Here is a 19,680-nt window from a genome sequence, read left to right on the forward strand (position 1 = left end):
AGCGCCCGTCTCCCGGTCGGCGCCGGGCAGGAGGCACAGGAGGGCAGTGGGCCCCGCGAGCGCCCGACGGTACTCTGTGTCCCAACGGACGACCGGTACGGCCCCACCCCCGCACGACCGCCGCTCGACCCGGCGGGTGATCCGATGGAGTCGCACGATGAGCTCTCGCAGCCCCCTCGCGGAGTTCCTCCGCGCTCGCCGCGCGGCGCTGCGGCCGGAGCAGGTCGGCGTGCCGACCGCGGGCACCCGGCGGCGGGTGTCGGGCCTGCGCCGCGAGGAGGTCGCCGACCGCGCCCGGATCAGCCGCGACTACTACCTCCGCGTCGAGCAGGGGCACGCGGTCGCCCCGTCCGACCAGGTGCTGAACGCCCTCGCCGAGGCGCTCGCCTTCGACGAGTTCGAGCGCGCCTACCTCTTCCGGCTCGCCCGGCTGCGCCCCGGGCCGCGCGATCCCGACTCTCCTCCGCCGGGCCAGGGCGTGGAGTCGCTGCTCGCCCACTGGCCGAGGACCCCGGCGTACGCGTTCGACCGCAACCTCGACGTCCTCGGCGCGAACGACCTGATGAGCCGTCTCGCCCCCGACAAGGGCGTGCCCGGCGCCAACATGCTGCTCTCCACCTCCCGCGGCTACGCGCGCGCCGTGGCGAACGGCGACCCGCCGGACCAGCTGCGGGCGTGGGGCCAGGTCTTCCGCGAGCTGATCGCCGCGCTGCGGTTCTACAGCGACCCCGACGATCCGCGGCTGCACGAGATCGTCGGCGAGTGCTCGGTCGAGAATCCGCTGTTCCGGTCGATCTGGGCCGAGTACCAGGTCCGCCCCTTCACCCACCGGTGGATCCGCGTCCACGTCGAGCCGTTCGGCTGGATCGACCTCGAGATGCAGACCCTGGAGCTCGCCGGCGCTCCGGGCCGGTACGTCGTGACCTACCTCGCGGCAGCGGGGACTCCGGCGGCCGCGGCCGTCGACGTCCTCGCCTCGCTGCGGCCCGCTCCGGAGGCGGGCACCGCGCTGGCGGCCCCGGCCGGCGCCTGATCAGCGGCGGCGAGCCGGGCGAGCGCCTCGCGACCCGCCGCGTCACCCGCCTCGAACAGGAGCAGGAGGCGCGCGCCGTCCCGGACCAGCCGGTAGTCCATCGGAACGGAGCCGACCGCGGTGTCGAGGAACACGACCGACCCGCGTGCGTCGGCCTCCGCCCCGGCCGCCCACGAGTCCGCGAACCGGGGGCTCCTCGCCGAGAGCTCCCCGACGACCGTCAGGAACTCCCGGTCCCCCCGGTGCCGCTCGAGCGAGTCGCGGAGCATCGCCGCGACCTGGTCGGCGGCGGAGCCCCAGCAGGGCAGGTCCTCGACCTCGGACGAGTCCAGGAAGGTGAAGCGGGCGATGCTCACTCCCGGGGCGAAGGCGGGCGAGAGCGCCCGCGCGAGCGGAGTCGCGCTCAGCACGCGCAGGTGCCGGTCCAGCAGCACCGCCGCCCTCCCCGCCCACGGCAGGAGCGCCGCCTCGTGATCCTCCGCCATGTCCCCGTCCCCTCCGCGCGTCCCTCCCTCAGCGCAGCGGAGTGATCCCCTGCGTCCCGAGCGGGAAGGTCGCCAGCACCTCCTCCGGGATGTTCAGGTGCTGCGCGACCAGCGACGGCGGCAGGTGGCTCAGCCACTGGGCGAGCGACACCTCCTCGTAGCGGGAGCTCTTGAACGTCTCGATGTAGACGAGCGTGTCGTCGCCGGTGTTCTCCACGTAGTGGCCGAAGTTGCGGCGCACGACGCCCACGTCTCCGGCGTGGAAGTCGGTCGTGTTGGCGTGCGGGCCGGTGTTGAAGACGGTCATCCGAGCGGATCCGCGGAGGTAGTACTGCCACTCGTCGGCGTTGGGGTGCCAGTGCAGCTCGCGCATCGAGCCGGGCTCGACGGTCGTCAGCGCGGCCGAGACCGTGCGCGAGGCCGGGAAGTTCGTGCTGTCGGCGATCTGGATCCGGCCGCCGCTGTTCTGGTACGCGGGCTCGGAGCGGGAGAGCCGGAAGATCACCGCCTCGTCGCCGTCCTGCACCCCGGCCGCGGCCCGGTCGGCCTGGAGGTCGCCGGGCACGTCGCCCGGGAAGATCCAGAGGTCGTGCAGCGGGATGTCGCGGAAGACCTCCTGCGCGACGCCGAAGTTCTTCGCCAGCACGTCCGGCGGCGTGTGCGCGAACCAGTCGGTGAGCAGGAGCGTGTTGCTCTCGGACTGCTCGCCGTCGTCGAACGCGAGCACGAACTCCGCCCCGTCCGGGCCGAGGCCCTGCAGGGAGTGCGGCAGGCCGGGCGGGAAGTACCAGAGGTCCCCCTCCTGCACGTCGTCGACGCTGGGCCGGCCGGTGCGGCTGAGCGTGGTGATGCGGCAGTTCCCCTTGGTCATCAGCGCCCACTCGGCGCTCTGGTGCCAGTGCAGCTCGCGGATCCCGCCGGCCTCGAGGTACATGTTCACGCCGGCGATCTCGTTCGAGATCGCGAAATCGGCCTGCGTGAGCTCGCGCGCCCAGCCTCCCCGCTGCACCCGCCGCGGCGAGATGTTGAAGGAGGACCAGAAGAACGGCTGCGTGCTGATGTCCGTCGCGGGCGCGGCGATCTGGTTCGGGAACAGTCCCTCCAGGACGCGGTTCTGCGGGCCGGTCATCGTGTTCGCCGAGGGATCGCCCTCGGTGTTCACGATCCCCTCCTGGGGGAGGTCCGGGTCTCCGAAACCGGGGGTCTCGTGGTGCGGAGCGGTGCTGTCGTCGGGTTCCACGGCGTTCTCCCTGCTGATCGTCCTGCGCGCCTGCGCTGCTCCGATCCCACCGCTCCGGCCCGGGCGGCACCACGGTCATCCGACTCGATCCGCGCCCCGACGACCGGCCCGGGTCAGCCGCCCAGGCCCTCGAGCACGTCCCGCGAGGGCACGAAGTAGACCCCGCCGGTCGTCGCGGTCGAGAAGTCGAGGAGGCGGTCGTGCCGGCCCGCGGGCACGCCGACGAACATCCGCGTCAGCATCGTCTCGATCACCGACAGGTCGGCGGCCAGGCCGAGGAAGTACGTGCCGAACTCGCCCCTGCCGGGCCGGCCGAAGGGCATGTTGTCGCGGAGGATGTCGTGCTCGGTCCCGCCGGCGTCGACCACGGTCGCGAGCCCCTTGTGCGAGAGCTGCGCCGGATCGTCCTCGCGCTCGACGTTGTCGGCCTTGCTCCGGCCGATGACCCGCTCCTGCTGCTCGGTGGTGAGCGCGTGCCACGCCGTCAGGTCGTGCAGGTACTTCTGCACGACCAGGTAGCTGCCGCCCGCGAACGCCGCGTCCTCCGCGCCGATCAGCGCGACGCGGGGCAGCGCCTCGCCGGTCGGATTCTCGGTGCCGTCGACGAAGCCCAGCAGGTCGCGGTTGTCGAAGTAGCGGAAGCCGACCACCTCGTCGCGGACGACGACGTCCTCGCCGAGCGCGTCGAGCAGGAGGCGCTCGAACTCGAAGCAGGCGTCGTCCCGCTCCGCCCGGATGTGGAACAGGAGGTCGGTCTGCGTCGAGACGGCCGTGTGCGCCGCGCCCACCACCTCCCTGAACGGATGCAGCTGCGCGGGGCGCCCCTCCCCGCCGAAGCGGTCCCATGCGTCGCTCCCGATCCCGACCAGGCAGGAGAGGCGCAGGCCCAGGTCGCGGAAGCCGACCGCGCGGAGGATCCCGCCCACGTCGGCGACGACGTCCCGCACGCGGTCCGCGGCGTCCTGCCCGCCGACGATGTCGAGCGAGAGGAAGACGGCGGACCGGCTGAGCGGAGCGACGACCGCCTGCGGCTCGATCGGGACGCGGTCCTCGACGGTCACCGGAGCACCGCCGGCCGGGGCGTCGTCGGCAGGGGCGTCGGCAGGGCCGTCGTCGTGGGCGTCGTCGTGGGCATCGCGACCTCCGATCCGCGCGCCGCGGGAGGGCGCGTCCGCCGCGATCCTGTCAGCGTCCGCGGTGCCGGTCACGAGTCATCCGACCCCACACGGCGTGCGCGGCCGGCGGCCTCGCCACCGCCCATGCGACCAGGTCTGGACGATCGTCGGAACATCTCCCCGCGCTCTTCAGGGAGCGCTCCCACGCCCCTATCGTGGAGCCGCTCCCCACCCTCATCCGGGGAGGCACCACCTTGGACACGACCCGGGCCGGGCTCGGGATCGACACGAGCACGGAGGTTCGAAGATGCCGTTTGTGACCACGGACGACGACGTCGAGATCTACTACAAGGACTGGGGCAGCACCGACGCGCAGCCCATCGTCTTCCACCACGGCTGGCCGCTGTCGTCCGACGACTGGGACGCGCAGATGCTGTTCTTCCACGCGCACGGCTACCGCGTCATCGCGACCGACCGCCGCGGGCACGGACGCTCGACCCAGGTCGGCACCGGACACGACATGGACCACTACGCCAGCGACGTGAACGCGGTCGTCGAGCACCTCGACCTGCGGAACGCGATCCACATCGGCCACTCCACCGGAGGCGGCCAGGTCGCGCGCTACGTCGCGAAGTACGGCGAGCCCCAGGGCCGCGTGGCCAAGGCCGTCCTCGTCTCGTCGGTCCCGCCGCTGATGGTGCAGACCGAGGCGAACCCCGAGGGCACGCCGATCTCGGTGTTCGACGGCTTCCGCGACGCTCTCGCGGCGAACCGCGCCGAGTTCTACCAGGCCGTGGCCTCCGGGCCCTTCTACGGCTTCAACCGCGAGGGGGTCGAGCTCTCGCAGCCCGTGGTCGACAACTGGTGGCGCCAGGGCATGACCGGATCCGCGCTCGCGCACTACGAGGGCATCAAGGCCTTCTCGGAGACGGACCAGACCGAGGACCTGAAGGCGATCACCGTCCCCGTCCTCGTCACCCAGGGCGACGACGACCAGGTCGTCCCCTACAAGGACGCCTCGCTCAAGCAGCACGAGCTGCTGCAGAACTCGACGCTCAAGATCTACGAGGGCTACCCGCACGGCATGCTGACCGTCCACGCCGACGTCATCAACCCCGACCTGCTGGCCTTCATCCAGGAGTAGCGAGGCACGCTCGCAGGCGCGTCCCGGCCGTTCCGGGGCGCGCCTGCGCGTCTGCGCTCGGAGTGGGTCCCGGCGCCCCTGCGAGCGGAGTCCGGCCTCAGACGTCGGCGCCCGCGTCCCTCCCGAGCACCGCGGCGAGCTCGCCCCGCCCGCCGATCCCGAGCTTGCGGTACGCCGCGTACAGGTGCGCGCCGACCGTGCGCGGCGAGAGGAACAGGTTCTGCGCGATCGCGCGGTTCGACAGCCCCGTGCTCGCGAGAGCGCAGATGCGCAGCTCCTGCGGGGTCAGCGTGGCCGCGGCCGGCGACGGCGCGTCGGCGATCCTCCCTCCGGCGGCCCGGAGCGCGTCACGGGCCCGATCGGCCCAGGCGCGGATCGGCAGCTCCTCGAGCATCGCCAGCGACTCGCGGAGGAGGGGCCGCGCCTCCGCCGCCTGACCGGCCCGGCGCAGCCCGTCGCCCACGAGCAGCAGCGCCCGCGCCCGCACGTACGGGAGCGGCGGCGGAGTCCGGCGGAGCAGCCCGGCCGCGGCGTCCGGCGCTCCGTCGGCGAGCGCCACGGCGATCTGCGCGTACCGGAGGGCCGCCTCGATCATCGGCTGGTGCCAGCGCTCGAAGAGCGATTCCAGCCTCGCGGCGTGCAGGCGCACGACTCCGACGTCCCCGATCGCGAGAGCCGCGTCGACGAGATCGGGCGTGGTCAGGATCGCGAAGCCGGGGTTCAGGGAGTCGTCGTCCGTGTCGAGGAGGGGCAGGAGCTCCGGCACGGCGTCGCCCGGTCGCGACTCGAGGACCGCCACCGCCGCTCGCGATCCGCGGAGCGTCGCCCGCATCACGCTCGAGCAGAGGACGGCCGCGCCGATCGCGCTGCCCGCGCTGATCGCCTCGGGATCGGGCGCGACGCCCTCCATCGCGTCGAACCAGGCCAGGCAGGCCCGGGACGCGGTCTCGAAGCCGACGTCCCCCAGGTCGCTCCCGAGGACGAGCGCCTCCTCGGCGAAGGAGCGGGCGCGCGAGAAGCGGCCGGCGAGCGACGTGGTCATCGAGGCGGCGAGGAGCGCCTGCGGGAGGATCCGGATGTCGCCGCGCGCGCGCAGCCCGGTGATCGCCTCCTCCAGGAGCTCCCGGGCGACCTCGACCTCGCCCGCCGTGTTCAGCGCGTAGCCGAGCCACCACGCCTCCTCCGGACCGCTCGACCCGCCGGCCGCCGCGAGCGCCCGGCGGACGACCTCGTCGCCGCGGGCGATCGGCTCGGTGACTGCCGCGAGCAGGACGGCGCGCGGGTCGGAGTCGTCGAGGGCGAGCGCGCGCACCGCCTGGATCATCGGCTCGCCGGGCGACGCCTCGCGGTTGTGGTCCCAGGCGATGGCGGCGAGGTGCAGGAGCGCGGCGGTCGCGGCGTCGACGGCTCCGTGGCTCTGCAGCGCCGTCACTGCGGCGAGCGCGGGCGAGAGGTCGCCCCGCGAGAGGGCCGTGCGCCCGGTCGGCAGCGTCTCGCGCGTCCAGGCGGCGCGGGCGGTGAGCACCGGATCGACGGTCTCGCCCGCCGCGCGGTGCACGAGCAGCGCCGCCTCCGCGGTCCGGCCGGCGAGCCCGGAGTACTCGGCCGCGTCGATCAGGCGCGAGACGCGCAGCGGACCCGCGGGGGTCAGCTCCGCCGCCCGCTCCATCGCCTGAGCCGCCAGGACGACGTCGCCCGTCGCGAGGCCGGACGCCGCGAGACCGGCGAGCTCCTCGCCGACCGGCCCGTCAGAGCCGGTCGCGAGCTCCGACCGCCACCAGAGCGTCCGGCTCGGGTCGTCGCGGTGCTCCTGGACGAGCGTGCGGAGCACGGCCGCGCGCTCGGAGGGGCGGCTCACGCTCGTCACCGCGGACTGCACGAGAGGGTGCCGGAAGCGGAGTCCGCTCCCCGGCGTCCAGCTGAGCAGCGACGCGGCGACGGCCCGGTCGATCCAGGAGGGGTCGGGGTGGCGGCCGATCGCCAGGTTCGCCAGCCGGCTCGCCTCCTCCGCCGTCGCGACGTCGCCCAGCGCCACGGCCAGCACGGCGAGCCGCGAGGGCTGGTCGAGCTCCGCGAAGCGCTCGGCGAAGGCCGACTCGAGGCGTCCGGTCACCGCGCGGTCCTCCGCCTCGTCGGCCGACGGGTCGCGCCCGGTCAGCTCCACCAGGGCGAGCGGATTCCCGCGGGCGAGGTCGAGCAGAGCGCGCCGGGCGGCGCCGCGAGGAGGATGCGGGAGCGTGTCGAGGAGAGCGGCCGAGTCGGCGGCCGACAGCGGCCCGAGGTGGAGGTGCTCGAGGCCGGAGTCCTCCTCGGGCCGGTCCCTCGTGGTCATCACGACGACGACGCGGTCCTCGCCGATGCGCCGGGCGAGCATCCGCAGCGCCCACGCCGACTCCGGGTCGATCCGGTGCAGGTCCTCCACGACGACCAGCAGGGGCCGATCGGCGGCGGCGTCGCTCAGGAGGGTCAGGGCCGAGAGGCCGGCCAGGAGCGGCGTCGGCTGCACTCCCTCGGCCAGATGGAAGGCCACGCGGAGCGCGTCCCGCTGCGGCAGGGGCAGGCCGTCGAGGCCCGGGCGGAGCGGGTGCAGGAGGAGCTGCAGCGCCGCGTACTGGTCGCCCGACTCCGCTGCGGAGCCCGCGGTCCGCAGCACCCGCACGTCGAGTGCGCGGGCGTAGGCGACGACCTCCTCGACCAGGGTGGTCTTGCCGACCCCGGCGTCCCCGTCGATGACGAGCGCCGACCCGTGGGCGGCGATGCCGTCGACCATCAGACGGAGCCGCGCGAGCTCCGATCCCCGACCGACGACGAGCGCGTCCCGCTTCACGCGTCGAGTATCGCACCCTCGCGCAGACACTCCTCGACCCGGTGACGGGCCCGGATGAAATCGATCGCGGCGGCCGCGGCGCTGCCGGGGGCGCCGAAGAAGGAGGTCAGGAAGTGGTCGCCTCCGTGCACCTCCAGGGTCTGCCAGCGGAAGGCGATGAAGCCGAAGGGGTCGACGCGCACCGGCGACGAGCCCTCGCGGAGCGGATACGCCTCCTGGCTCGCCCAGACGCGGCGGAACACCCGCGAGCGGCCGCCGAGCGAGGCGACCAGGACCCGCAGGCGCGGGTCCGCCGGGTCGGAGTGGAAGCGGAGGGCGGCGGTCATCACGGCGATCGTGCGGTCCCAGTCTTCGTGCCGCTCGGCGTCGGTCTCGAGCGCCGCGGCGTCGACGACGGCCTCGATCATGTTGGTCCCCTGCTCGCAGGCCAGGGGGAGGAACAGGCGGCCGAGCTCGTTCACGGCCACGAGGTCCTGGTAGCGGTCGACCACGTAGGCGGGCGTCGTGGTCCAGGACGAGACCATGCTCGTCAGGCTGCCGACCTGCGCCGGAGTCGGCCCGGCCTGCGCCCAGCCCGGCGAGCGGCGCGGCGCGGCGTGCCCGCCGAGCCGGAAGAGGTAGTCCCGCCCGTCCGCGTCGAGACGGAACGCCCGGGCCAGAGCGTCCAGGACCTGCGCCGAGGGGCGGCGGTCCTTGCCCTGCTCGAGCCGCAGGTAGTAGTCCGGGCTGATCCCCGCGAGCACGGCGACCTCCTGGCGGCGCAGCCCGCTGACGCGGCGCCTGCCGTCGGCGCCCAGGCCGACCTCGTCGGGGCGCAGCCGGTCGCGGTGCCCCCGGAGGTAGGCGCCGAGCCGCGCGGTGTCCGTGTCCACGATCCCGCCCTTCTCTCCCTTCGAGGCTAGGGAGGAGGCGGGCCCGACTCCACGCGACGCCGACCTAGATCCGCGGCGGGAGTACCTAGATCGGCGGGGCGTGCTTCCGGGTGGGGGCGGTGCGCGGCGGGGTGCGGAGGAGCGCACCGGAACGCAGCGCACCCCTCCGCGGTCAGGCGACTCCGCGGTCAGCTCAGCTCCGCCGCGGCGTCGGCGATGACCCGCGCGACCTCCTCCGGGTGCGAGCGCATCACCAGGTGCGGCGCGTCGAGCTCGACGACCGAGCGCACGCCCGCCCGCCGGTAGCCGAACCGCTCGACGTCCGGGTTGATCGTCCGGTCCGCGGCGGCGACGACGCCCCAGCTCGGCCGGGTCCGCCAGGCGGCGACGGGAGCGGCCTCGCCGAAGGCGAGCGCGGCGAGCGGGCGCTGACCGACCGCGAGCACGGCCGCCTCGGCCGGATCGATCCCGGCCGCGAACACCTCCGGGAACGCCGGCACCGCGACCGACACGTCCGTGCCCGGCTCCGCTCCGTCGATCGGGAACGGGGTGTAGACGAGGTTCGCCGGCAGGTCGGAGTCGGGGAAGGCGCCCTGCAGCTGCCCCAGGCTCTCCCCCTCCTCGAGCGCGTAGGCCGCGAGGTAGACGAGGCCGACCACGTTCTCGGCGGCGCCCGCCACCGTGATCACGGCGCCGCCGTAGGAGTGGCCCGCCAGCAGGACCGGCCCGTCGAGCTGCTCCACGAAGGAGCGGAGGTACTCCGCGTCGCCCAGCAGGCTGCGGTTCGGCACGGCCGGGACGCGCACGGCGTGGCCGGCGTCGAGCAGGATCCGCGTGACCGGGGCGAAGCTCGCGGCGTCGGCGAACGCTCCGTGGACGAGGACGATGGTGGGTGCGGTCATGGGGCTGTCCTTCCGGTCGGGCGGCGGTCCGGCAGCCGGCTGCGCAGCCGATCCGGACCCGGGCCGAACCTAGGACGGCGGACGGCGCGCGTCGTGACCCCGCGACTCCCCTGCCGACCGGGCGGCCGCCTGTCGCCCGCCCGAGGACACGCTCCAGCGCTCGTCCCGCCCGCTCACGGCGGGCCCGGCCCGCTGCAGCGTCCGCGTCCTGGTCCCGGCGGGGTCACCCTTCGACGGCTGGACCGCCCGGGATCGCGGCGCGGTCGGCCGGCGGGCTCTCCGGCCGGATCGCCGGCGACAGCGGCGGATCGGCACGCGGACTCCTGCGGCTCGAGATCCGGGCCGCGGCGCGTCAGCTCGCGAACTCCTCCGGCCAGCCCAGCGCGGCCAGCGACCGGCGCACGCGCTCGATGTCCTCCTCCGAGGGCAGCTCCGAGGTCACTCCGGCGATCGCGGTGCCGACGTCCGCGCGTGAGGCGGGCGCGTCGGCGGCGAGACCGGCGGCCACCTCGGCCACCTCCTCGTCGCTCAGACGGCGGCGGAGGAGCGCCAGCAGCGGCACGAAGTCCTGCTCGGGCAGCCCGGCCGGATAGCCGGCGCGCAGCCAGCGGACGATGCGCGCGACCAGGCCCTCGCGGGTGTCCGGCTCGGCCAGCGACTCCGGGCCCGCCAGCGGCCAGCCCGCGCTCGCGAGCCGCGAGGAGACGCGGGCGACGTCCTCGGGCATCGCCGGTCCGAGCAGCAGCTGCTCGATCCGCTCGCGGACCACGGCCCGTGAGACGACCGTCTCGGCCCGCTCCGACTCCGACAGGAGCCGCGCGACGACCTGCTCGACCTCGTCCGTCGTGAGGCTGCGGCGCAGCAGGCCCAGCAGCGGGAGGTAGTCCTGCTCCGGCACGCCCGACGGGTAGCCCGCGCGCAGCCAGCCGACCACGCGGGCGACGATCCCCTCCCGCGCCGCGATCGGATCGGTCGAGGCCATGCTCAGCCCTTGGGCACGAAGGTCGGGATCACGTGCTCGAAGCTCACCGACTGGCCGAGGCCCGTCGCGATGATGACGCTCAGGCCGATCACGACCGAGCCGACGACGAGGGCGAAGCAGAGCACGCCGATCCCGCGCAGCACCGGGGCGGGCAGACCGCTCCGGACCGCGGGGGCGTCCGACCCGCCCGAGGCGGGAGCACCGGCGGCGACGGCGAAGGAGCGGACGCCGACGGCGAAGAGCACGGGCAGGCCCGCTCCGAGGAGCACGGCGACGAGGGCCACCTGGCCGGCGGCGGAGAGGAAGAGGGAGAGCACGGTGCGGATCCTTTCGCTCAGACGCCGGCGGTCTCGGGCGCGGGGCGTGCCGCCGCGTCCTGCCACTCGTCGTTGACGTTGTGCGCGCCGATGCTGTCGCGGCGCGAGCGGATGTAGATGAGGGAGGCGACGGCGACGAGGATCGCGGCCATCAGGAGGCCGCCGGCCGCGCCTCCGACGAGGTGGCCGATCCACCACATCACGGCGCCGACGAGGGCGGCGGCCGGGAGCGTGATGACCCAGGCGATCACCATGCGCAGCGCCACGCGCCAGCGCACCTGCGCGCCGGGGCGGCCGACTCCGGAGCCGAGGATCGAGCCGGTCGCGACGTGGGTGGTCGAGAGGGCGAAGCCGAGGTGGCTGGAGGCGAGGATGACCGCGGCGGAGGCGCTCTCGGCGGCCATGCCCTGCGGGGTGTCGATCTCGACGAGGCCCTTGCCGACGGTGCGGATGATCCGCCAGCCGCCGATGTAGGTGCCGAGCGAGATGGCCAGCGCGCAGCTGAGCTTGACCCAGAAGGGGACCGACTCGGTGTCGCTCCAGCCGCCGGCCGCGATCAGCGCGAGCGTGATCACTCCCATGGTCTTCTGCGCGTCGTTGGTGCCGTGCGCGAGCGAGACGAGGGAGGCGCTGCCGATCTGGCCGAAGCGGAAGCCGCGGTGGAGGCTCTTCTCGGCGAGGTTGCCGATCACGCGGAAGACGAGCCAGGTGCCGATCGCCGCGACCGCTCCGGCGAGCACGGGCGACATCAGCGCCGGGAGGATCACCTTGCCGACGACGCCGTCGAGCTTCGTGCCGTCGCCGGCCCAGTTCACGCCGTTGAGGCCGAGGCCCGCGAGAGCGGAGCCGATCAGGCCGCCGAAGAGGGCGTGCGACGAGCTCGAGGGCAGACCCAGCAGCCAGGTCAGCAGGTTCCAGACGATGCCGCCGATGAGGCCGGCCAGCACGATCAGCAGCAGAGCGGAACCGCCGTCCTCGAGCAGCGCCGGATCGGGTGCGCCCGAGGAGTCCTGGATCTTCACGACCGCGTTGGTGACGGTCAGCGCCACCTCGATGCTGAGGAACGCACCGACGAGGTTCAGCGACGCCGAGAGGGCGACGGCGGTGCGGGGCTTCAGGGCACCGGTCGCGATGGACGTGGCCATCGCGTTCGCCGTGTCATGGAAGCCGTTGGTGAAGTCGAAGGCGAGGGCCGTGACGACGACGAGCGCGAGCAGGATGAAGGGATCCACGCAGATATGATGCCCCCGCGGCGGGAGGCGTTCCGGCGTGGTCGCGAGGCTTCACCTGCTGTTCACCTCGCGGGGCACGCCCGCCCGAGTAGTCTGTGCAGATTCTCAGGCGGGCGGCGCATCGGCGAGTGCGATCCCACCTGATCCCGCACCGGCGTGCGGCGCTCAGACGGGTGCGCTCAGGAGGCCGAGCGCGGCATCGGCGGGGTGAGGTCCGGGGTGTGCGCGGGGTCGGAGTCGGGGGCCGGCTCCTGCTGGGCGGCGGACTCGGCCGCGGCGCCGGCGTCCTCGGCGGACTCCTGATCCTCGGCGGGCTCCTGCGAGCCGGGAAGCGGCGGGGTGAGGTCGAGGGCGCCGACCGCCGGCTCGGCGGCGTGCTTCGGCGTGGTCGGGCGGTTCTCGGCCGCGGCCGCCTTCTTCGCCGCCTTCTCCTGGGTCCGCTTGAGCTTCTCGGTCTGCTCGGCCAGCTTGCGGGCCTTCTTGCGCAGCTTCTTGCTGGAGTCGCGGACCGCCTCGTGCGCCGCGCGCACCGACTTCTCGGCCTTCTTCAGCGCCTTCTTCGCGCGCTTCTGCGCCGCCTTGTCGCGTGCGTCCTTGTCCTTGCCGGTCCCGGCCATGTCCTCTCCTCCGCTCGTCGACCGCTCCGGCCGACTCCCCCACGCTACCGAGCGGCACCCGCCCCGCGAACCCTCTGGCGAGCGCGCCCGGGCCGCGCTAGGCGGGCGGGCGGCGGCCGTTCTGCGCCCGTGCCGTCCCGCCTCCCCTTCCCCCTGGTTGCCGCCTCTCCTCCTTTCTCCTCGGCTCCCGCTTCAGCCCTGCGGTGCCGTTCGCGGCTGGGAGTCGCGGGCGAGTCGACCCCGCGACGGGCGCGGGTTCGGCAGGCTGGGGGCATGGTCTTCCAGCACGATCCCGGCGGCTACCAGGGCCGCGCCGGCCTCCGGCGTCCCGTGCGCGGGCCCAGGCGCGACAAGTGGATGTGGTGGCGCCTGGGCTCCGGAGTCGCGGCGACGATCGCCGGCGTGATCGCCCTGCTCGCCTTCACCGCCGACCGCTGAGCACGCCCACCGGCGACCCGGCGCACCCCCGCCACCCCGGATCGAGAGCCGATCGATGCGCTCAACCGCTTGACTCCGGAGGTTTCTCTCAGGTCGGATCCGGCGGAACGCGGGTAGTTTGGAGGGTCGCATCGGCTCAGCCGTGCGATCAGCCCCACTGCCCCACCCGGCGCTCGCCTCCCCCCTCGAGCGTCGGCAGACCTGGAACCTCCTCTGCATGCACCGTTCGTCACGCGCCTCGACTCCCACCCCCGCAGGAGCCGAGACCGGCAGTCCGTCCGCCCTCCCGACCCGTCGCTCGCTCCGTGAGCAGGAGTTCCGCAGCCGCCGCCCCTCCCGGGGCCCGTCGCGCCCCCGCGTCTCCGCCGTCGCCGCGATGACCCTCGTGGCCGGCATCGCGATCACGTCGACGATGCCCGCGTTCGCCGTGGGCGGCACCGCCGACTCCGAGCTGACCCGCGACACGGCCACCGCCGTCGCCGCGGCCCGCCCGCAGAGCTTCGTGGCGGCCGGAGTCGTGCAGCAGAGCGTCACCCGCGACGCCTTCGCCGCCGAGGCCAAGCCCGAGGTCCTCGTGCCCACCGCGTCCCTCGACGCGATCACCGCCACCTCCGGCGAGTCGACCGCGGCCGCCGCCGGAGCGTCCGGGGCGTGGGTCGTCCCGATCTCCGGTCACATCAGCAGCAGCTACGGCCCCCGCCCCGACGCGCCGGTCGCCGGCGTGAACCTGTTCCACAAGGGCACCGATCTCGCCGGCGCCTGCGGCACGCCCGTCCTCGCGGCCTCCAGCGGCACCGTCGAGGAGGCGTCGTACCAGGGCAGCTACGGCAACTGGATCCTGCTCGACAACGGCGGCGGCATCGAGACCGGCTACGCCCACAACAGCGAGCTGATGGTGTCGGTCGGCGAGACCGTCACCGTCGGCCAGGTCATCGCGCTGCGCGGCTCGACCGGCGCCTCCACCGGCTGCCACCTGCACTTCGAGACGCGGGTCGACGGCGAGGCGGTCGACGCCGTGCCGTTCATGGCCGAGCTCGGCGTCCCGATCGGCTGACGCCCCGGGCGACTCGAGAACCCGGACGTCGCGGTGGCCGCTCTCGACCACCGCGACTTCTCTGTTCTCGTGAGCGCGCAGGCCGGCGTCAGGGCCCGGGGACCGTCCGCGCCCCGGTCGAGACGGCGGCCGACCAGTGCGCGTCATCCGGCACCGTCGTCACCCTGATCTCGGCGTCCTGCTCGACGGCGATCTGCATGGTGCCCGTGTTGCCGCCTCCCGTGCCGGTGCGGGTCGTGCTCGGGCTGTAGACGCACGACGATCCGCTCGTCATCAGGCCGACGACCTCGATCGTCACCTCGGCGTCCGCGGTGTCGCAGGCGACCGAGACGGTGATGTGCAGCGGATCGCCGCTGAGGTACACGGTCTGCGGATCGACGGGGCCGACCTGGTCGGTCCACCGCACGGCGGCGGTCGCGCCCTCGGGCAGCGTCACGGGCCCGAGCGGAGCCTCGGTGGGCGTCGCGGGCGGAGCGGCGGTCGTCGGAGCAGCGGTGCCGGGAACGGCGGGTGTCGCCTCCTCCGCCTGGTCGGCGCCGCTCGTGCAGCCGCTCAGAGCGAGCGCCGCGAGCAGTGCCGAAGCGCCCAGCACGGTCGCGCGCCGTCCGGCCCGGAGCCCCGTCGCCCGGCGCGGAGCGGTCGTTCTCGTGGTGTCCATGGTGGTTCCCCCTGTCCACTGGCGTCCCTCCGGTCTACCCGAGCCCGCGCGGCCGCGGACCGCACTCTGCGGCGGTTGCCAGGGTCGGGGGCCGTGCTGCGGATCGATGGGGAGCTCCTCCGTACCGGCGCGGCGGCCCGTCGATCCGCTCGGGTGCCGCGGATGATCGGCACCGGGCGGGTCCGACGCCCGCCGCACCCGGCGGACCCCGCCGAGCCGCCCCTCTGCACCCGGCGCACCCCGCCGAGCCGACCCTCTGCACCCGGAAGGCACCGCCATGATCGCCTCGAACACCTACCCCTTCGCCGGACGCACCGTCCTGGTCACCGGAGCCGGCTCCGGCATCGGCCGCTCCATCGCACGCGCCTTCCTCGAGCAGGGCGCGAGCGTCGCGGTCGCCGGGCGCACCCCCGCCACGCTCGAGGAGACCGTCGCCGGCTTCCCGGCCGAGCGCGTCCTGGTCGTCCCCACCGACGTCTCGGTCCGAGCCGAGGTCGACGCGCTCGTCGAGGGCACCGTCGCGAGGTTCGGCGGGATCGACGTCCTCGTGAACAACGCGGCCGGCCACCTCGGCGGCCCGATCGAGGAGGTCGAGGACGACGCCTGGCGCTCGCTCTTCGCCACGAACGTCGACGCCCTCTTCTACGCGGTGAAGGCGGCGCTCCCCCACCTCAAGGCGAGCCGCGGCAACATCGTCGTCGTCTCCTCCGTCTCGGGCATCCGCGGCGACTGGGGTCAGGCCGCCTACAACGCGACCAAGGGCGCGATCACGACCTTCGTGCAGTCGCTGGCCCTCGACTTCGGCGCGCACGGGGTGCGGGTCAACGCCGTCGCCCCCGCCTTCACGCAGACGCCGCTGACCGAGTCGATGGCCTCGACCCCCGAGGAGCTCGCGCCCTTCATCGACCGCATCGCCCTCGGACGCCCCGGGCAGCCGGACGACATCGCCCCGCCGGTGCTGTTCCTCGCCAGCGCGGACGCGTCGTACATCACCGGCGCGATCCTCGCCGTGGACGGCGGGACGAGCGCCTCGACGGGGCAGCCGCACCTGTAGGCGGGCATGCGGCGGATCGGCCGCGGCCAGGCGACTCGCCTGCTCGGCCGGGGCGGCTCGGCGATTCGCCTGCTCGGCCGGTGCGGCTCGGTCGCCCGGAAGCGGCGGCCAGGCGGATCGGGGTCGGGGCGGCTCTGCCCAGAACCCGAGTGCTCGCATCGGATCCTGCGGCGCCGCTCGCGAGGGTCCACGGGCTCGACTGCGGGCGCCCACGGCCCGGATCGCTCCATCCCTGATCGCGCACTCAGACTCAACCGACACCTGTGGCGTATCGTGGAGTCAATTGCATGCAGACGCATGGATACGGACTCGCCGACCGCACGGCCTCCGAGCCCATCCCTCTTCGAGCAGGAGTCGTCATGACCACCACCAGCACCCGATTCACCGACCGCGTCGTCCTCATCACCGGAGGTGGATCCGGCCTGGGTCGCGCTGCCGCCGTCCGCCTCGCCCAGGAGGGCGCGAAGCTCGCCCTCGTCGACATCTCGGAGCAGGGCCTCGCCGCCACGGTCGACGTCCTGCCCGAGGGCACCGAGTCGATCACCGTCCTCGCCGACGTGTCGAAGGAGGCGGACGTCGACGCCTACGTCGCGCGCACCCTCGAGGCGTTCGGCCGCATCGACGGCTTCTTCAACAACGCCGGCATCGAGGGCCGCCAGAACCTCACCGAGGATTTCACGGCCGACGAGTTCGACAAGGTCGTCGCGATCAACCTCCGCGGCGTGTTCCTCGGCCTGGAGAAGGTGCTGAAGGTGATGCGCGAGCAGGGCTCGGGCATGGTCGTCAACACCGCGAGCGTCGGCGGCATCACCGCGATCGGCAACCAGTCCGGCTACGCGGCCGCCAAGCACGGCGTCGTCGGCCTCACCCGCAACTCCGCGATCGAGTACGGCGAGTTCGGCATCCGCATCAACGCGATCGCGCCCGGGGCCATCTGGACCCCGATGGTCGAGAACTCGATGAAGCAGCTCGACCCGCAGAACCCGCGCAAGGCGGCCGAGGAGTTCATCCAGGTCAACCCGACCAAGCGCTACGGCGAGGCCGACGAGGTCGCCTCGGTCGTCGCGTTCCTCCTCTCCGACGACGCCTCCTACGTGAACGCGACCGTCCTCCCGATCGACGGCGGTCAGTCCATCAAGTACTGAGGTCCCGCGGAGGGAGCGGAGGGAGCGCCTGCTGCGGCGGGCGAGCCCTCCGATCTCCCGGGCCGCGTGCGGTGGGCGGCCCCTCCGCTGGGCCCGGCCGTAGCCGGCCCCACCGCTTCCCCCGCGCCCTCCGCTCGTCGGCTCGGCAGGAGGATCCGTTCGGCCGCTCCTCCACAGGCGCCTCCTCCGACGCGCGTCCCCACCGGGCCTCCGTCGCGCAGCACCCGGCACCGCGGCGGGAGCAGAATGGGGTCGGTCCCGCCAGCGGCCGGACCTCGACCGCTACGGAGACATGCATGAACCCCACCGGGAGCTTCCGCGCCGCCCGCGACACCCTCCTGCAGCACCGCACTGATGCGGTCGCCGCGAACGAGGCCTTCCAGTGGCCGGACGTCGGGCCCCGCTTCAACTGGGCGGTGGACTGGTTCGACGCGATCGCCATCGGCAACGAGCGCCCCGCCCTCTGGATCGTGGAGGAGGACGGCTCCGAGGAGAAGTACTCCTTCGACCGGATGCGCTGGCGCTCCGACGAGGTCGCCGCCTGGCTCCACTCGGTCGGCGTCGAGCAGGGCGATCACGTGATGCTCATGCTCGGCAACCGCCTCGAGCTCTGGGAGTCGATGCTCGCGATTATGAAGCTCGGCGCGGTCATCCTCCCCACGACGACCCTGCTCTCACCCGCCGATCTGGCCGACCGCCTCGAGCGCGGCGAAGTCGCGCACGTCATCGCGGACGCCTCCGAGACAGCCAAGTTCGACGAGATGGAGGGCGGCTTCGGCCGCATCGCGGTCGGCGGCGCCGTCGAGGGCTGGCTCGACTACGCCGACTCGCTCGAGCCCTTCGGCATCAGCCCGACCGTGGTCGTCCAGAGCTCCGATCCGTGCCTGATCTACTTCACCTCCGGCACCACCTCGAAGCCCAAGATGGTCGTGCACACGCACGAGTCGTACCCCGTGGGGCACCTCAGCACGATGTACTGGCTCGGCGTCCAGCCGGGCGACGTGCACATGGCGATCAGCTCGCCGGGCTGGGGCAAGCACGCGTGGAGCTGCTTCTTCGCGCCGTGGAACGCCGAGGCGACGGTGTTCGTCTACAACTACAGCCGCTTCTCCCCTACCGCTCTGCACCAGCAGCTCGACCGGGCCGAGGTCACCACGTTCTGCGCACCGCCGACCGTGTGGCGGATGCTGATCCAGTCGGCGCTGGGAGCGAAGCCGCGCGCGCTGACAGAGATCCTCTCGGCGGGCGAGCCGCTCAACCCCGAGGTCATCGCGACCGTCGAGCGGGAGTGGGGCCTCACGATCCGCGACGGCTACGGCCAGACCGAGACCACCGCGATCATCGCGAACCCGCCCGGCGCCCCCGTGGTCCCCGGAGCGATGGGCCGCGCGCTGCCCGGCGTCGCCATCGCCCTCGTCGATCCGCTGACCGGCGAGCCCGCCTCCACCGGTGAGATCTGCCTCGACCTCTCCGTCGAGCCCGTCAACCTGATGTCCGGCTATCTCAGCGACGAGGACCGCACAGAGCGCGCCCGCGCCGACGGCTACTTCCACACCGGCGACGTGGCGGTCCGCGCGGTCGACGGCACGATCACCTTCGTGGGCCGCACCGACGACATCTTCAAGTCCTCCGACTTCAAGATCTCGCCGTTCGAGGTCGAGAGCGTGCTGCTGCAGCACCCCGCCGTCGCCGAGTCCGCGGTGGTGCCGGCTCCGGACGAGGTGCGCCACAGCGTGGTGAAGGCGTACGTCACCCTCGCCGAGGGCTGGGAGCCGACCGCCGAGACGGCGAGCGCGATCTTCGCCCACACCCGCGAGCTGCTCTCCTCCTTCGAGCGGGTGCGGCGCCTCGAGTTCCACCCCCTGCCCAAGACGATCTCGGGCAAGATCCGCCGCGTCGAGCTGCGCGAGCGCGAGGAGGAGGCGTTCCGCCGCGGCGAGGAGATCCCCACGGAGTGGCGCGCCGACCGCCTCTAGGCGCGGGGGCCCTCGTCCGCCGGGACACCGCCGGGACCGCCGCGGCACCGCTGAGACGGCGGCGTCCCGGCGGGGCGGTGGTGTCTCGAGGGGATGCGGTGGGCCGGGACGTCGGCCGCCGGTGACCAGCGGGAGCGGGTGCCGTCAGCACGGAACCAGCGCGGCGTCGGCGGCGTCCGGATCAGAGGCCGGCGATCAGCTCGGCGTCAGCGCGGGAGTACAGCGATCAGCTCGCCGTGGTCGCGGACGCCGGGGGCGCTGCGGCGGAGGGAGTGGGTCACCTCGAGGCCGGCCTGCTCGGCGAGCGCGCGCATCTCGGCGAGCGGATGGAACCACGCCGGTGCGACGGCGTGCGCGAACGCCTCCGTGCGCGGCCCTTCGAAGAAGCCGATCAGCAGGCTTCCGCCCGGTCCGAGGTGCGCGGCGAGCGCCGCGACCGCGCCGCGCAGCTCCGCCGGCGGCAGGTGGATGAGCGAGTACCACGCGAGAACGCCCCCGAGGCCGTCGACGTCGAGCTCGAGCGCCGAGCCGAGCCGGAACGGGACGTCCGGGAACCGCGCTCGAGCCAGCGCGACGAACTCCGGCACCG

General features: G+C 73.8%; 19 protein-coding genes. 7 read left to right on the forward strand and 12 right to left on the reverse strand.

All coding sequences use genetic code 11. The features are described 5' to 3' along the window. The first annotated feature begins 157 nt into the window (after positions 1-157). The gene (locus C5C74_RS05345; RefSeq protein WP_104351114.1) at positions 158-1,033 is read left to right on the forward strand and encodes a helix-turn-helix transcriptional regulator; all 876 of its coding nucleotides are present in this window, start codon (positions 158-160) and stop codon (positions 1,031-1,033) included. Here the strand turns inward: C5C74_RS05345 and C5C74_RS17010 are convergent. The 3 genes from C5C74_RS17010 to C5C74_RS05360 all read right to left on the reverse strand — a co-directional run bounded on the left by C5C74_RS17010 (position 925) and on the right by C5C74_RS05360 (position 3,966). Beyond that, positions 925-1,518: a hypothetical protein gene (locus tag C5C74_RS17010; RefSeq protein WP_146083010.1), complete on the reverse strand. Its 594-nt coding sequence runs from the start codon at positions 1,516-1,518 to the stop codon at positions 925-927. The genes C5C74_RS05345 and C5C74_RS17010 overlap by 109 nt on opposite strands. Before the next feature lie 28 nt (positions 1,519-1,546). Further along, the gene (locus C5C74_RS05355) at positions 1,547-2,758 is read right to left on the reverse strand and encodes a cupin domain-containing protein (protein WP_258062876.1); all 1,212 of its coding nucleotides are present in this window, start codon (positions 2,756-2,758) and stop codon (positions 1,547-1,549) included. 113 nt (positions 2,759-2,871) lie between these two features. Further along, positions 2,872-3,966, reverse strand: coding sequence for a Dyp-type peroxidase (locus tag C5C74_RS05360; RefSeq protein WP_308470973.1), 1,095 nt, complete (start codon positions 3,964-3,966; stop codon positions 2,872-2,874). Positions 3,967-4,180: 214 nt separating this feature from the next. Between C5C74_RS05360 and C5C74_RS05365 the strand changes: the two genes are divergently transcribed. Beyond that, complete coding sequence (locus tag C5C74_RS05365; RefSeq protein ID WP_104227375.1) at positions 4,181-5,017, forward strand: alpha/beta fold hydrolase; 837 nt, start codon at positions 4,181-4,183, stop codon at positions 5,015-5,017. Between the two features lie 97 nt (positions 5,018-5,114). Here the strand turns inward: C5C74_RS05365 and C5C74_RS05370 are convergent, their stop codons facing one another. From C5C74_RS05370 to C5C74_RS05400, 7 genes are all read right to left on the reverse strand, one after another. Next, positions 5,115-7,844, reverse strand: coding sequence for an AAA family ATPase (locus C5C74_RS05370; protein WP_104351115.1), 2,730 nt, complete (start codon positions 7,842-7,844; stop codon positions 5,115-5,117). Further along, positions 7,841-8,716: a helix-turn-helix domain-containing protein gene (locus C5C74_RS05375; RefSeq protein WP_181065563.1), complete on the reverse strand. Its 876-nt coding sequence runs from the start codon at positions 8,714-8,716 to the stop codon at positions 7,841-7,843. Before C5C74_RS05375 ends, C5C74_RS05370 begins: the two co-directional genes overlap by 4 nt. Before the next feature lie 188 nt (positions 8,717-8,904). After that, on the reverse strand, positions 8,905-9,618 hold the full coding sequence (locus C5C74_RS05380; protein WP_104351117.1) for an alpha/beta fold hydrolase: 714 nt from the start codon (positions 9,616-9,618) through the stop codon (positions 8,905-8,907). Positions 9,619-9,970: 352 nt separating this feature from the next. Beyond that, positions 9,971-10,600: a DUF3349 domain-containing protein gene (locus tag C5C74_RS05385; RefSeq protein ID WP_104224010.1), complete on the reverse strand. Its 630-nt coding sequence runs from the start codon at positions 10,598-10,600 to the stop codon at positions 9,971-9,973. A 2-nt stretch (positions 10,601-10,602) separates the two neighbouring features. Continuing rightward, the gene (locus C5C74_RS05390) at positions 10,603-10,917 is read right to left on the reverse strand and encodes a hypothetical protein (RefSeq protein WP_104227380.1); all 315 of its coding nucleotides are present in this window, start codon (positions 10,915-10,917) and stop codon (positions 10,603-10,605) included. 17 nt (positions 10,918-10,934) lie between these two features. Further along, complete coding sequence (locus C5C74_RS05395; RefSeq protein ID WP_104224012.1) at positions 10,935-12,149, reverse strand: inorganic phosphate transporter; 1,215 nt, start codon at positions 12,147-12,149, stop codon at positions 10,935-10,937. A gap of 179 nt (positions 12,150-12,328) precedes the next feature. After that, a complete protein-coding gene (locus C5C74_RS05400; RefSeq protein WP_104248161.1) occupies positions 12,329-12,766 on the reverse strand; it encodes a hypothetical protein in 438 nt (145 codons plus the stop codon). A gap of 273 nt (positions 12,767-13,039) precedes the next feature. Here C5C74_RS05400 and C5C74_RS17295 point away from each other — a divergent pair, with 273 nt between their 5' ends. Both C5C74_RS17295 and C5C74_RS05405 read left to right on the forward strand, forming a co-directional pair. Next, positions 13,040-13,204: a hypothetical protein gene (locus C5C74_RS17295; protein ID WP_181065564.1), complete on the forward strand. Its 165-nt coding sequence runs from the start codon at positions 13,040-13,042 to the stop codon at positions 13,202-13,204. 217 nt (positions 13,205-13,421) lie between these two features. Continuing rightward, the gene (locus C5C74_RS05405; protein ID WP_104282901.1) at positions 13,422-14,258 is read left to right on the forward strand and encodes a M23 family metallopeptidase; all 837 of its coding nucleotides are present in this window, start codon (positions 13,422-13,424) and stop codon (positions 14,256-14,258) included. An 88-nt stretch (positions 14,259-14,346) separates the two neighbouring features. Here C5C74_RS05405 and C5C74_RS05410 read toward each other — a convergent pair whose 3' ends face one another. Further along, a complete protein-coding gene (locus tag C5C74_RS05410; RefSeq protein WP_104351118.1) occupies positions 14,347-14,916 on the reverse strand; it encodes a hypothetical protein in 570 nt (189 codons plus the stop codon). A gap of 277 nt (positions 14,917-15,193) precedes the next feature. Here C5C74_RS05410 and C5C74_RS05415 point away from each other — a divergent pair, with 277 nt between their 5' ends. The 3 genes from C5C74_RS05415 to C5C74_RS05425 all read left to right on the forward strand — a co-directional run bounded on the left by C5C74_RS05415 (position 15,194) and on the right by C5C74_RS05425 (position 19,091). After that, positions 15,194-15,970: an SDR family NAD(P)-dependent oxidoreductase gene (locus tag C5C74_RS05415; protein ID WP_258064102.1), complete on the forward strand. Its 777-nt coding sequence runs from the start codon at positions 15,194-15,196 to the stop codon at positions 15,968-15,970. A 359-nt stretch (positions 15,971-16,329) separates the two neighbouring features. After that, on the forward strand, positions 16,330-17,115 hold the full coding sequence (locus tag C5C74_RS05420) for a glucose 1-dehydrogenase (protein ID WP_258064103.1): 786 nt from the start codon (positions 16,330-16,332) through the stop codon (positions 17,113-17,115). Positions 17,116-17,411: 296 nt separating this feature from the next. Next, on the forward strand, positions 17,412-19,091 hold the full coding sequence (locus tag C5C74_RS05425) for an AMP-binding protein (protein ID WP_104351120.1): 1,680 nt from the start codon (positions 17,412-17,414) through the stop codon (positions 19,089-19,091). Between the two features lie 206 nt (positions 19,092-19,297). Here C5C74_RS05425 and C5C74_RS17300 read toward each other — a convergent pair. Beyond that, the coding region (locus tag C5C74_RS17300; protein WP_181134649.1) for a trans-aconitate 2-methyltransferase at positions 19,298-19,680 on the reverse strand (383 nt) is incomplete at its 5' end.

Origin of the sequence: Rathayibacter sp. AY1E8 (assembly GCF_002931415.1) — a bacterium.
Classification (GTDB): domain Bacteria; phylum Actinomycetota; class Actinomycetes; order Actinomycetales; family Microbacteriaceae; genus Rathayibacter.